The organism is Pseudomonas sp. PDM28, assembly GCF_019219115.1.
In the GTDB taxonomy this organism is placed as follows: domain Bacteria; phylum Pseudomonadota; class Gammaproteobacteria; order Pseudomonadales; family Pseudomonadaceae; genus Aquipseudomonas; species Aquipseudomonas laurylsulfatiphila.
In genome coordinates, this window is sequence record NZ_JAHUWG010000001.1 from 1 (window position 1) to 13,293 (window position 13,293).

Genomic DNA, 13,293 nt, shown 5'->3' on the forward strand with positions numbered 1-13,293 from the left:
GGCTCAGCAATCGTTGGTTACATCTTTGATTTCTCGCGGAGTAACTTGTGATGCTGATAATCTGTTGACTAGCAGTCTGACTCCACAAGCACCCACACGAATTGCTTGATTCAGTTGTTAAAGAGCGATTGGTTAAGATCTTTCGTCTCAACCGAGGCGCGCATTCTACAGCAGCCTCATTTGCTGTCAAGTGATATTTTTCAGAAGTTTTCAAGGAATCCTTAACAACTTCAACCACTTGCGCTTTCGATCTCTCGTCAGCGGGAGGCGAATTCTACAGCGTTATTCGCTGCTGTCAACACCTCTTTTTCAACTTCTTTTCGGCTTCGATGACCTGAAGCAACCTGCTGTCGAAAACTGCGTAACTCTTTGTTTATCAAGGAGTTTTCCGTTTCGACTGCGCCGGAAGTGGGGCGAATTATAGACACCTGAGATCTGCCGTCAAGCACCGAATTTGCTTTTCTATCAATAACTTGCAGAAAGCGCCAAAACGCCTGATTTGAGGCCTATATAGAGAAGCAAAAGCGCTTCCCTATATAGAAGAGAGCAATCAGAGCACACCAGACGCCTTGAGCGCAGACACCGCTCCAGCATCCAGCCCCAGGACCCGATGCAATACCTCCTGCGTATGCTCACCCAGCAAAGGTGGCGCAAACCGGTACTCCACCGGGGTTTCGGACAGACGAATAGGGCTCGCCACCTGAGGCACCATTCCCGCCAGCGCATGCGGCAGCTCGATGGCCAACCCGCGTGCCTTGACCTGAGGATCGGCAAACATCTGCGCCAGGTCATTGATAGGCCCGCATGGCACTCCCGCCTGCTCCAGCTGCGCCACCCATTCAGCAGTGGTCTTGAACACCGTTGCCTGGCGGATCAGCGGAATCAGCACCGCGCGGTTCGCCACCCGCACCTTGTTGGTGGAAAAACGCGGATCGTCCGCCCACTGCGGCTGACCGGCCACTTCCGCGAACTTGCGGAACTGCCCGTCGTTCCCGACGGTAAGGATGAAATCGCCATCCGCCGTAGGAAAATCCTGATAGGGCACAATGTTCGGATGAGCATTGCCCAAGCGTTTAGGCGCATTGCCTGTCGTCAGGTAGTTCATGGCCTGGTTGGCCAGACAGGCCACCTGCACGTCCAGCAGCGCCATGTCGATATGCTGACCACCGCCGTCGTGATCCCGATGCGCCAGCGCAGCCAGGATCGCGACAGTCGAATACAACCCGGTCAAGATGTCGGTCAGCGCCACGCCAACCTTCACCGGCCCCGCACCGTCTTCGCCTTCAGGTCGCCCCGTGAGACTCATGAGACCGCCCAGCCCCTGGATCATGAAGTCATAACCCGCACGCTTGGCGTAAGGACCGGTCTGGCCAAACCCGGTGATCGAGCAATAGATCAGGTCCGGATTGATCGCCTTCAGCGATTCATAGTCCAGGCCATAGGCCGCCAGACCACCAACCTTGAAGTTTTCGATCAGGATGTCCGACTTCGCCGCCAGCTCACGCACCAGCTTCTGCCCTTCGGGGCGAGTGAAGTCGATGGTGACCGATTGCTTGTTGCGATTGGCCGACAGGTAATAGGCGGCCTCGCTGGTGTTTTCCCCATAAGCGTCTTTAAGGAACGGTGGCCCCCAGGCGCGCGTGTCATCACCGTTACCGGGGCGCTCGACCTTGATCACTTCGGCGCCGAGGTCGGCCAGGATCTGCCCGGCCCAAGGCCCGGCCAGCACCCGCGATAAATCCAGTACCCGTAGATGCGATAGCGCGCCCATGGACGTCCTCCTGTTAATAGAACGCCTGGATGCCGGTTTGCGCACGACCGAGGATCAGTGCATGGACGTCGTGCGTACCTTCATAGGTATTCACCACTTCCAGGTTCACCAGGTGGCGAGCAACGCCGAATTCATCGGAGATGCCATTGCCGCCCAACATATCGCGAGCCATGCGCGCGATGTCCAGGGACTTGCCGCAGGAATTGCGCTTCATCATCGAAGTGATTTCGACCGCCGCCGTGCCTTCATCCTTCATACGACCCAGACGCAGGCAACCTTGCAGCGCCATGGTGATTTCGGTCTGCATGTCGGCCAGTTTCTTCTGGATCAACTGAGTGGCTGCCAATGGACGACCGAACTGCTGACGATCCAGGGTGTACTGGCGAGCGGTGTGCCAGCAGAACTCGGCCGCACCCAGTGCGCCCCATGAGATGCCGTAACGTGCCGAGTTGAGGCAGGTGAAAGGACCTTTCAGGCCACGGACATCCGGGAAGATGTTCTCTTCGGGCACGAACACGTTGTCCATGACGATTTCACCGGTGATCGAAGCCCGCAGGCCAACCTTGCCGTGAATCGCCGGAGCGCTCAGGCCTTTCCAGCCTTTCTCCAGAACGAAGCCACGAATGTCGCCGGCATCGTCCTTGCCCCAGACCACAAACACGTCGGCAATCGGGCTGTTGGTGATCCACATCTTGCTGCCGGTGAGGCTGTAGCCGCCTTCCACTTTGCGCGCACGAGTGATCATCGCGCCCGGGTCGGAACCGTGGTTAGGCTCGGTCAGGCCGAAGCAGCCGATCCACTCGCCCGAGGCCAGTTTCGGCAGGTACTTCTGCTTCTGCGCTTCGGTACCGAACTCATTGATCGGCACCATCACCAGCGAGGACTGAACGCTCATCATCGAGCGATAACCGGAGTCGATACGCTCGACTTCACGGGCAATCAGGCCGTAGCTGACGTAGTTCAGGCCGCTGCCACCGTATTGCTCCGGGATGGTTGCACCCAACAGACCCACTTCGCCCATTTCGCGGAAGATCGCCGGATCGGTCTTCTCATGGCGGAAAGCTTCAAGAATGCGCGGCGCCAGGCTCTGCTGAGCGAACTGCGCAGCCGTGTCGCGAATCATGCGTTCTTCTTCAGTGAGCTGTTGATCCAGCAGCAGGGGATCGATCCAGTTGAAGCTAGCTTTACCGCCCATGAGTGTGTCCTCTCGAATCGGGTCAAATAACGTGGAGTGATCCTAGGCCTGGATCGACGCTACGGCAAACGAGGATTTCGCATACTGTTGTGCTAATTTCTCACTCCGAAACGTCGCAAAAGAGCTTTTATGCGATGCATTAGTGAGGTTGACGTACATGCGCAGGAAGATACCCAGCACCACCGCCCTGATCAGCTTCGAGGCCGCGGCGCGCCATGAAAGCTTCACCAAGGCCGCCCAGGAGCTTTCGCTGACCCAGGGGGCGATTTGCCGACAGATCGCCAGCCTTGAAGAGTTCCTCAGCGTAGAACTGTTCCGACGTTCGCGACGCGGAGTGAAGCTGACGGAAGCCGGGCTTTCCTACAGCCGCCGGGTCGCCACTCAACTGGATGCGGTTGAGCGCGACACCTTGTCCGTGATGGGTCAGCAGGGCACCAACGTTATCGAATTGGCTGTGGTTCCGACCTTCGGTACCCAATGGCTGCTGCCACGACTCAAGGACTTCCAGCACAAGCACCCGGAAGTGACGGTCAACCTGACCAACCGCACACGCCCGTTCCTGTTCGCCGACACTGATTTCGATGCCGCGATCTACTTCGGCGACGCGGATTGGTCGGGTACAGAATCCCACAGGCTGATGGGTGAAAATCCGATGCCTGTTTGCAGCCCCAACCTGCTCGGAAACAAGACCAGCCTTACGCCCGGCGAAATCGCCGATTTGCCCCTGCTGCAACAAACCACCCGCCCTTATGCCTGGCGCCAGTGGTTCGATTCCCAGCACCTGAATGTCCCGCGAGACATGACAGGCCCCCGCTACGAGCTATTCTCCATGCTCGCCCAGGCGGCCATGCATGACATGGGCATTGCCCTGATTCCGCCGTTCCTGATTCAAAGGGAGTTGAAAGAAAAACGCCTGGTGATCGCCAACCCGCAAGCACTGTCCAGCATCAAGGCTTATTACCTGATGATTCCTGAGCGAAAGGTCGAATCCGCGTCTTTAAGGGCATTTCGTGACTGGCTGGTAAACCAGGCGCACAGCTACAGCCTAGAGGAGTAAAGGCTCCTCCACGCTACTTGACCCCGTAGTCAGCAAAAACAAAGCCCTACAGATATACGGATTTGTCGCATAACAGCAAACTGTATCGAAAAGTCGTACAAACGTCCCACAAGCGCCTGATCATGCGGCTTTGCGCCACTATTTCGAGGCGATGCCGCATCATTCATACGGCCGATGTATAAATTCTTCAATTTCGACCAGAATCCTTGTAAAGCACGGTGTGCAAGGGATAGAACCGGTTGGTTGCGACATTCGGTCACGGGGTGACTTGTAGTTAATTTTCCGTCACCCGTCATAATCCCTTGAAGGGCACAAAGTTCGCCTGCAAAATGCCGCGCCCCGCCCTGATTTGGCGGGATCGTGCTGATCGGCCGCCCCAGCCGCACCATCCGTAGTGCATGGGTTTACTCAATAAGATCACGCAGGAGATTTGACGTGCACATTGGTGTTCCTCTCGAAACCCAGACCGGTGAAACACGGGTTGCTGCAACCCCGGAAACCATCAAGAAGCTGATCAGCCAGGGTCATAAGGTCACTGTACAAAGCGGCGCCGGCGTTAATGCCAGCGTTGTCGACAGTGCCTATGAAGCGGCAGGCGCAACCATTGGCAGCGCCAATGATGCGTTTGGAGCAGAGCTGATTTTGAAGGTGGTCGCCCCCAGCGACAGCGAGCTGGCGCTGATTAAAAGCGGCACCGTTGTGGTGGGTATGCTCAATCCGTTCAACAACGAAACCATCGCCAAGATGGCCGAGTGCGGCATTACCGCCTTCGCCCTGGAGGCTGCGCCACGTACCTCCCGCGCCCAAAGCCTGGATGTGCTGTCGTCGCAAGCCAACATTGCCGGTTACAAGGCTGTCTTGCTGGCCGCTCACCATTACCCTCGTTTCATGCCGATGTTGATGACGGCTGCGGGCACCGTGAAAGCGGCGCGCGTGCTGATCCTGGGTGCCGGCGTGGCCGGATTGCAGGCCATTGCTACGGCAAAACGCCTGGGTGCGGTGATCGAAGCCTCCGACGTGCGTCCTGCGGTGAAAGAGCAGATCGAATCCCTCGGCGCGAAGTTCGTCGACGTGCCTTACGAGACCGACGAAGAGCGTGAATGCGCCGTTGGTGTCGGTGGTTACGCCCGGCCGATGCCAGCCAGTTGGATGCAGCGCCAGGCCGCGGCCGTGCACGAGCGCGCCAAGCAGGCTGACATCGTTATCACCACAGCGCTGATTCCCGGCCGCAAGGCACCGACGCTGCTCAGCGCAGAAACCGTGGCACAGATGAAACCGGGTTCGGTGGTCATCGACCTCGCGGCAGCCCAGGGCGGTAACTGCCCGCTGACCGTAGCCGATCAGGTGGTCGTCGAGAATGGCGTGACCATCGTTGGCCCGACCAACCTGGCGGGCGCAGTGGCGGCCGATGCTTCGGCGCTGTACGCACGCAACCTGCTGGACTTCATGAAACTGTTGTTCGATAAAGAAGGACAACTGGTGATCAACCTTGAAGACGATATCGTCGCCGCGTGCCTGATGTGCCGCGACGGCCAGATCGTGCGCAAGAACGGCTGAGGATAAAAACAATGGAAGACATGCTGATCTCTCACGGTATCTACAACCTGATCATCTTCGTGCTGGCCATCTATGTCGGCTACCACGTGGTCTGGAACGTTACACCTGCACTGCACACGCCACTGATGGCTGTTACCAACGCCATCTCGGCCATTGTGATCGTCGGCGCCATGCTCGCCGCCGCCCTCACTGTGACCCCGCTGGGCAAGACCATGGGCACCCTGGCCGTGGCCCTGGCCGCGGTCAATGTGTTTGGTGGCTTCCTGGTCACCCGGCGCATGCTGGAAATGTTCAAGAAGAAAGCGGCCCCGGCAAAAGCTCCGGCCGCCAAGGCCGAAGCAGTCAAGGCTGAGGTGCAGCAAGCATGAGCATGAACCTGGTTACTTCCCTGTATTTGATCGCCTCGGTTTGCTTCATCCAGGCGCTCAAGGGCCTTTCGCATCCCACCACGTCACGTCGCGGCAATCTGTTCGGCATGCTCGGCATGGGCCTGGCGATCCTCACCACGGTCGGCCTGATCTACAAGCTCGGTGCCGAGCTGGCCCATGATGGTATCGTCTACGTGATCGTCGGCCTGCTGATCGGCGGCACTGCCGGTTCGATCATGGCCAAACGCGTTGAAATGACCAAGATGCCCGAGCTGGTCGCCTTCATGCACAGCATGATCGGCCTGGCCGCGGTGTTCATCGCCATTGCGGCGGTCGTCGAGCCACAGTCGCTGGGTATCGTTGCGCAACTGGGTGACGCGATCCCGGCCGGTAACCGCCTGGAGCTGTTCCTCGGTGCCGCCATTGGTGCGATCACCTTCTCCGGTTCGGTCATCGCCTTCGGCAAGCTGTCGGGCAAGTACAAGTTCCGCCTGTTCCAGGGCGCACCGGTACAGTTCACCGGTCAACACAAACTGAACCTGCTGCTCGGCGTGGCCACCCTGGGCCTGGGCATCACCTTCATGTTGACCGGCGACCTCAGCGCCTTCGCCTTGATGCTGGCCCTGGCCTTCATCATGGGTGTGCTGATCATCATCCCGATCGGTGGCGCGGACATGCCAGTGGTCGTGTCGATGCTCAACAGCTACTCCGGCTGGGCAGCGGCAGGTATCGGCTTCTCGCTGAACAACTCGATGCTGATCATCGCGGGTTCGCTGGTGGGCTCGTCCGGTGCGATCCTCTCGTACATCATGTGCAAGGCGATGAACCGCTCCTTCTTTAATGTACTGCTCGGCGGTTTCGGCAATACCGCCGATGCAGGTCCGGCAGGCGCCAAGGAAGCCCGTCCGGTGAAATCCGGCTCGGCTGACGACGCGACTTTCCTGCTGACCAACGCCGACACCGTGATCATCGTTCCGGGCTATGGCCTGGCGGTAGCACGGGCGCAGCATGCGTTGAAGGAACTGACCGAGAAGCTGACCCATCGCGGCGTGACCGTGAAGTACGCGATCCACCCGGTTGCCGGTCGTATGCCGGGCCACATGAACGTGTTGCTGGCGGAGGCCGAAGTGCCTTACGACCAGGTGTTCGAGATGGAAGACATCAACTCCGAGTTCGGTCAGGCCGACGTGGTGCTGGTGTTGGGCGCCAACGACGTGGTCAACCCGGCCGCGAAGAACGATCCGAAATCGCCGATTGCCGGCATGCCGATCCTCGAAGCGTTCAAGGCCAAGACCATCATCGTCAACAAACGCTCGATGGCCAGCGGCTATGCCGGCCTGGACAACGAACTGTTCTACCTGGACAAAACCATGATGGTGTTCGGTGACGCCAAAAAGGTCATCGAAGACATGGTAAAAGCCGTCGACTGATCCTCTGCAGTAAACAGAACGCCCCGACTCGTCGGGGCGTTTTTGTTTGCGCAAATCGTCGGACAAACTATCCTTTTGTTACCGATCCGGTAACGGTGTTTTGCTTGAAAGGCCCGGAATAGACGCCTCGATTGCGACCTTGGTAGCGGGACAGAAGCCAGCGCAATTCACTAGACTGCACGTCCTGCTACCTGTTGCCCGAGATAACAATCCATGTACCGTGACCGTATTCGCCTGCCTTCGTTGTTGGACAAAGTGATGAGCGCTGCCGACGCTGCCGCTCTGATTGAGGACGGCATGACCGTCGGCATGAGTGGTTTTACTCGCGCCGGCGAAGCCAAGGCCGTTCCTCAGGCGCTGGCCGAGCGCGCCAAGGTCACGCCGCTGAAGATCAGCCTGATGACTGGCGCAAGCCTGGGCAACGACCTCGACAAGCAGTTGACCGAAGCTGGCGTGCTGTCGCGACGCATGCCGTTTCAGGTCGACAGCACCCTGCGCAAGGCGATCAACGCCGGTGAAGTCATGTTCATCGACCAGCACTTGTCGGAAACCGTGGAGCAATTGCGCAACCAGCAATTGAAACTGCCGGACATCGCCGTGATCGAAGCCGTTGCGATCACCGAGCAAGGGCATATCGTGCCAACCACCTCGGTAGGCAACTCGGCCAGCTTCGCGATTTTCGCCAAGCACGTGATCGTCGAGATCAATATGGCGCACAATCCGAACCTCGAAGGCCTGCACGACATCTACATCCCGACCTATCGCCCGACCCGCACTCCGATTCCGTTGGTCAGAGTCGACGACCGCATTGGCAGCACCGCCATCCCGATTCCGGCGGAAAAGATCGTCGCCATTGTGATTACCAATCAGGCTGACTCACCCTCCACAGTGCTGGCGCCAGACGCAGAGACCCAAGCCATTGCCGACCACCTGATTGACTTCTTCAAACAGGAAGTGGCCGCCGGACGCATGACCAACAAGCTCGGTCCGCTGCAAGCCGGTATCGGCACCATCGCCAACTCGGTGATGTGTGGCCTGATCGACTCGCCGTTCGAAGACCTGACGATGTATTCCGAGGTGCTGCAGGACTCGACTTTCGACCTGATCGACGCCGGGAAGCTGAGTTTTGCTTCGGGCAGCTCGATCACCCTGTCGAGCCGGCGCAACGCCGATGTGTTTGGCAACCTGGAGCGCTATAAAGACAAGCTGGTGCTGCGCCCGCAGGAAATCTCCAACCACCCGGAAGTTGTACGCCGCCTCGGCATCATCGGCATCAACACGGCGCTGGAGTTCGACATCTACGGCAACGTCAACTCCACCCACGTCTGTGGCACCCGGATGATGAACGGCATCGGTGGCTCGGGCGACTTCGCGCGCAACGCACACCTGTCCGTGTTCGTGACCAAGTCGATCGCCAAGGGCGGCGCAATCTCCAGCGTGGTGCCGATGGTCAGCCATGTCGACCACACCGAACATGATGTCGACATCCTCGTGACCGAAGTGGGCCTGGCAGACTTGCGAGGCCTGGCGCCCCGGGAGCGTGCCCGGGTCATCATCGACAAGTGCGTGCACCCGGATTACCGCCAGGCTCTGAATGATTACTTCACCGCAGCGTGCGCCATCGGCGGACACACCCCGCACATCCTGCGTGACGCACTCAGATGGCACATAAACCTGGAAGAAACCGGGCACATGCTGAAGAAGTAATTGCTACAGATAGCAGCTGGCGCAAACACAGTTTCGCCAGCTGGCTCTTGCCACTCTCGCAATATGAAAAAAACTGTACTGCTGTACTGGTCATTTCCTACGGAAAACTCCTACCTCCTCGGGCAAAAACTGCGGTTTTGCACTCAAACAGTGCAGACAGGTACAGTTGCCTCAATTTCGACCAGTACACCCCCTATAAACAGTTAACTGAGCTCTCACAATACAGATGAACTGTATCTACAGAGACTAGGCAAACAAGAGGATCATGGGCACCAGTTAAACCACTACCTAATCCCGCCACAAGCGGAAGGATGACCACCATGGAACGTACACTCAGTTCCGATCTGTTTTTCGAAGACACTGCTGCAAAAACCCAGGCTTCCCTGCCTCTGCGCGTTATCGCCAACCTGATGTTGTGGCAGCGCCGCATTACCAGCCGCCATCAACTGGCTCGCCTGGATTCGCGTCTGCTGGCTGACGCCGGGATTAGCGAAGCACAACGCTACGAAGAGCTGAGCAAGCCGTTCTGGCGCTAAGTTAGCGTCGCTGGCTCTGACCTTAAGGTCCACCGCCAGCAACCCGAATTGAAAAAACAGAACCCGTCGTGGGCAACCACGACGGGTTTTGTCGTTTTAGCCTGGCAAACCCGGTCTTACAGAAGAGAAACCTGAGCACAGGTACAGTTTGCAAAAAGTACAAACTGTATGAGTACAATATTGCCTCTGTGTGTCTGTAGTGGATATTCGGCGGGTGTCAGCATGGAGCTCTCCACTTATCAGGACAGGGACCGTGCCATGAAGAACGTACAGGATTTTTCCATTCCCTCGGCTCAACCGAGACCTTGCCAGCAGAGGCTTCGAGGGCTGCTGAAGGGGCTCTGCGCTGGCCTGGAAAGGGCGAGAACGCGACGTTTGCTGACTCAACTCGATGATCGCCAGCTAGCGGATCTGGGTATCAGCCACGCCGACCGCAGCCATGAATTGGATAAGCCGTTCTGGCGCTGACTTCCTGCGTGCAGGGTCAGGACTGTTCGAACCGACACATACAGGCCTAATATCACTTCAGAACGTGGCGAACGCCGAGTGCCTGGCGTCTGACTTTGCAGACACTGCGCCATATTTCAAATGGTCTACCAAAAGGAGTTACCCCATGTCCCGTCTTCGCCTGCTTAGCGCCGCGGCCCTGTTTGCCGTGGCTGCCGGTGCCCAAGCCTCCAGCTTCATCGTGACCACGGATGCGGTGGTCAACGCACTCAAGGCCACTTCCGATGCGACCACCAACATCGTTTCGTCGTCGTTCAAGGATGACAAGATCGTCCTCGCCGCCCGTGACGACGCCGCCAGCTTCGTCGCCAGCGAAGGCTCCATCCGCGGTGTGAAGCTGGAAAGCGCCCTCGATCACATTCGCCATAAGGCGCCGCAACTGAGTGCAACAGACGCACAACTGGCTCAGGCGATCCTGACCATCTAAACCGCGGTACAGACATGGGGTACGCCCGGCGTGCCCCAATGTTTCGGCACTGGCTCTAGACCGGCCCTTGCACTAGCCTTGGGACTCACTTTCAACTGTCGAGTCTCATGCGTTTTCCTTCCCATTTCCTGATCACTCCAGTCTTTCTCACCCTGGGTTACTGCGCATCAGCCCACGCTTATGACGCCTTCAACCTGTCCACCCAGGGCACTGTCGCCAGTGGTTACGCCACAAGCCTCGTGACCTCCGCCCCCTTCGACCATAAACTATTGATCGCCGCCCACGATGACGCCGCGGCATTCATTGCCAGTGACGGCCAACTGAGAGGCGCAAGACTGGAGTCGGCCCTGCGGTATCTGCGCCAGACCCAGGCAAAACTTCATGCCAGCGACCTTGAACTGGCGCAAGCAATTCTCGTCCAATAGTTATCCCTGCTTTTCTGGAGTTCGTTCCATGCGTAACCCGCTGATTGCTGCCATCCTCGGCCTGCTGCTGTTGGCCGATGTGGCCCAGGCACATACTCTGGTTGCCACCAGTAACATCCTGATCCGTGCGACCCAGCGCACCCTCGATTTCACCTCCGACACCACCACGTCCATTCGCGATTCGAAAATCGTGCGCGAAGCCCAGGACGACGCCGCCAGTTTCGTCGCCAGCGATGGCGACATTCGTGGCGCTCACCTGGAGTCCGCTTTCAACTTGCTGCGCACCCGCGTGCCGGAAGCGCGCGACGCCAGCGATCAGGATCTCGCCGAAGCCATCCTCGCACTGTGAGGTGTGCACGCGCCTGGCTGCTGACCGGGGCCCTGTTGCTGCTCGGCAACACGGCCCACGCAGGCCTTCAGTTACAACTCAAGACCGAAGGTCTGACGCCCGCGCAACAGCAAGCCAGCCACGCGTTGCTTGATGAAGCGATGCAGGCGCTGCCGCCACGCTTCATCGAGCAGTTGGACCGACGTATCGTGGTCGGCTGGACCGATGACATGCCGCGCAATGCCTACGGCCAGGCATCGCTGGTGTCCGAGCTCGATCTGAACCGCAACCTGCTGGCGGGCCTCACCGATGGCAGCGCCGCGAGCAAAAAAACCCATCGCCCCCATGGCACCGTGCGCCGGGAAATGCTGGCAACTGTGCTGCACGAGCTGACTCACATCTACGACCGTTCGCGCCTGTGGCCGGATGACGAGCGCAAGCTGATTCAGCGCTGCACCCGGCGCAACAACAGCTCAGGGCTGGTCGGCATACCCGACCAATGCAGGGGCCAGTCCGATCGGCGCTTTACCCTCAGCGATGATCCGCGCCTTCTCGACCTGGCCGGCTGGCAGCAATACGTAGGCCGTCGGGGTGAACGCGAACAGCACAATCGCCAGATCGCCCGCAGTCCGGATATCTACGAGACCAGCAGTCCCAAGGAATTCGTCGCGGTCAACATGGAGTATTTCCTCCTCGACCCGAGCTACGCCTGCCGCCGTCCCGCACTGTATCGCTACTACAAAGAGCATTTCGGCTGGGCGCCCACCGCCAGTGACACCTGCAGCAAAACCGTCGCGTTCCTCAATGCCGGTAACGACTTCGCCAAGACACCGCTGGGGCAGGTCGATCCGGAGCGGGTCTATGCCGTTGACTATCTGTTGGCCGAGGCTAACCAGAACCTGTTCAGCCGCTGGGGCCACAGCATGCTGCGTCTGGTGATCTGCGCGCCGGGCCGCCCCCGTGGCCCGGATTGTCGGCTGGACCTGGACCAGCATCTGGTGCTGTCGTATCGCGCCTTCGTCGGCGACGTACAGTTGTCGAGCTGGGATGGCCTGGTCGGCAAATACCCGTCGCGGCTGTTTATCCTGCCGCTGTCCCAGGTCATCGACGAATATACCAAGACCGAACTGCGCAGCCTGGCCTCCGTGCCCCTGAACCTGTCGCGCACAGAGATTGAAGACGTGGTGGAACGTGCCGCCGAGATGCACTGGAGCTACGACGGCAACTATTTCTTCCTGTCGAACAACTGCGCGGTGGAAGAACTGAAATTGCTGCGTGGCGGCACCAACAACCCGAAACTGGTAGGGCTCGACAACATCATGCCCAACGGTTTGCTGGAAGTGCTCAAAGGTCGAGGGCTGGCGGACACCAGTGTGCTGGACGATCCGCGGGAAGCCTTGCGTATGGGTTATCGTTTCGATTCCTTCCGCGAACGCTATCAGGCGATGTTCGAAATCCTGAAAAAGCACTTGCCGATCAAACAGGAAACTGTCGAAGAGTGGCTGGACTTGAAAGCCGCGGAACGTCGGCAATGGTTCGAGCAGGCGGACCTGCGCACCAGCGCAGCGTTGCTCCTGCTGGAACAGGCCAGTTTCCGCCAGCAGTTGCTGCTGGCTCAGGATGAAGTGAAGCAGCGCTATCTGGGCGCCCGGGAATTGCAGAATGGCGGCATGGACAAGGCCAACGAAACGCTCAAGGACATTCTCGCCAACAGCGGCTTCCTCAGCCGTCCGGCGGAACTGCTGGGCACCAACGGTTATGGCTTGCCACAGCCGAGCGAGTGGGAGCATCTGGAATCGGAAAGCAGCCAGCGCCAGAAGCAACTCCTGGCGCTGTCCGGGGACCTGGACAAGGAAGTGAGAGCGTTGCTCGAACCGGGTCGTGCCGCCGAAATGGCCGCCAACGAAGCCAACGTGAAGCAGATTGGCGAGCATTTGCGCAAACTGCACAAGGCAGCAGGCGGCATAGAGTTGCCTTGACCCGCA

At 58.7% G+C, this 13,293-nt stretch carries 13 protein-coding genes; 11 read left to right on the forward strand and 2 right to left on the reverse strand.

Features of this window, described 5'->3' with window-relative positions; translation table 11 throughout:
* Positions 1–550 precede the first annotated feature (550 nt).
* Together KW841_RS00005 and KW841_RS00010 are read right to left on the reverse strand one after the other, a co-directional pair.
* A complete protein-coding gene (locus KW841_RS00005) occupies positions 551–1,771 on the reverse strand; it encodes a CaiB/BaiF CoA-transferase family protein (protein ID WP_218472857.1) in 1,221 nt (406 codons plus the stop codon).
* Positions 1,772–1,784: 13 nt separating this feature from the next.
* Entirely contained in the window at positions 1,785–2,966 is a 1,182-nt protein-coding gene (locus KW841_RS00010) for an acyl-CoA dehydrogenase (protein WP_007969743.1), read from the reverse strand.
* 157 nt (positions 2,967–3,123) lie between these two features.
* On the opposite strand from KW841_RS00010, the gene KW841_RS00015 reads away from it, so the two are divergent.
* The 11 genes from KW841_RS00015 (at position 3,124) to KW841_RS00065 (ending at position 13,287) form a co-directional block, all read left to right on the forward strand.
* Positions 3,124–4,023, forward strand: a complete 900-nt coding sequence (locus tag KW841_RS00015; protein ID WP_218472859.1) for a LysR family transcriptional regulator — start codon at positions 3,124–3,126, stop codon at positions 4,021–4,023.
* Positions 4,024–4,458: 435 nt separating this feature from the next.
* Complete coding sequence (locus tag KW841_RS00020) at positions 4,459–5,580, forward strand: Re/Si-specific NAD(P)(+) transhydrogenase subunit alpha (protein ID WP_007969746.1); 1,122 nt, start codon at positions 4,459–4,461, stop codon at positions 5,578–5,580.
* 11 nt (positions 5,581–5,591) lie between these two features.
* Complete coding sequence (locus KW841_RS00025; RefSeq protein ID WP_007992881.1) at positions 5,592–5,948, forward strand: NAD(P) transhydrogenase subunit alpha; 357 nt, start codon at positions 5,592–5,594, stop codon at positions 5,946–5,948.
* Positions 5,945–7,378, forward strand: coding sequence for an NAD(P)(+) transhydrogenase (Re/Si-specific) subunit beta (locus tag KW841_RS00030; protein WP_007969748.1), 1,434 nt, complete (start codon positions 5,945–5,947; stop codon positions 7,376–7,378). Before KW841_RS00025 ends, KW841_RS00030 begins: the two co-directional genes overlap by 4 nt.
* Before the next feature lie 213 nt (positions 7,379–7,591).
* Positions 7,592–9,085 (forward strand): acetyl-CoA hydrolase/transferase family protein, encoded by a 1,494-nt coding sequence (locus KW841_RS00035; protein ID WP_218472861.1) that lies wholly within the window; start codon positions 7,592–7,594, stop codon positions 9,083–9,085.
* Positions 9,086–9,405: 320 nt separating this feature from the next.
* Entirely contained in the window at positions 9,406–9,621 is a 216-nt protein-coding gene (locus KW841_RS00040) for a DUF1127 domain-containing protein (protein WP_007969750.1), read from the forward strand.
* Between the two features lie 258 nt (positions 9,622–9,879).
* Complete coding sequence (locus KW841_RS00045; RefSeq protein WP_218472864.1) at positions 9,880–10,089, forward strand: DUF1127 domain-containing protein; 210 nt, start codon at positions 9,880–9,882, stop codon at positions 10,087–10,089.
* 145 nt (positions 10,090–10,234) lie between these two features.
* Positions 10,235–10,555 (forward strand): DUF2388 domain-containing protein, encoded by a 321-nt coding sequence (locus tag KW841_RS00050; protein ID WP_015092936.1) that lies wholly within the window; start codon positions 10,235–10,237, stop codon positions 10,553–10,555.
* Positions 10,556–10,662: 107 nt separating this feature from the next.
* Complete coding sequence (locus KW841_RS00055) at positions 10,663–10,980, forward strand: DUF2388 domain-containing protein (RefSeq protein ID WP_218472867.1); 318 nt, start codon at positions 10,663–10,665, stop codon at positions 10,978–10,980.
* A 28-nt stretch (positions 10,981–11,008) separates the two neighbouring features.
* Positions 11,009–11,329, forward strand: coding sequence for a DUF2388 domain-containing protein (locus KW841_RS00060; protein WP_007969755.1), 321 nt, complete (start codon positions 11,009–11,011; stop codon positions 11,327–11,329).
* Complete coding sequence (locus KW841_RS00065) at positions 11,326–13,287, forward strand: DUF4105 domain-containing protein (RefSeq protein ID WP_218472878.1); 1,962 nt, start codon at positions 11,326–11,328, stop codon at positions 13,285–13,287. The genes KW841_RS00060 and KW841_RS00065 overlap by 4 nt, the downstream gene beginning before the upstream one ends.
* Positions 13,288–13,293 lie beyond the last annotated feature (6 nt).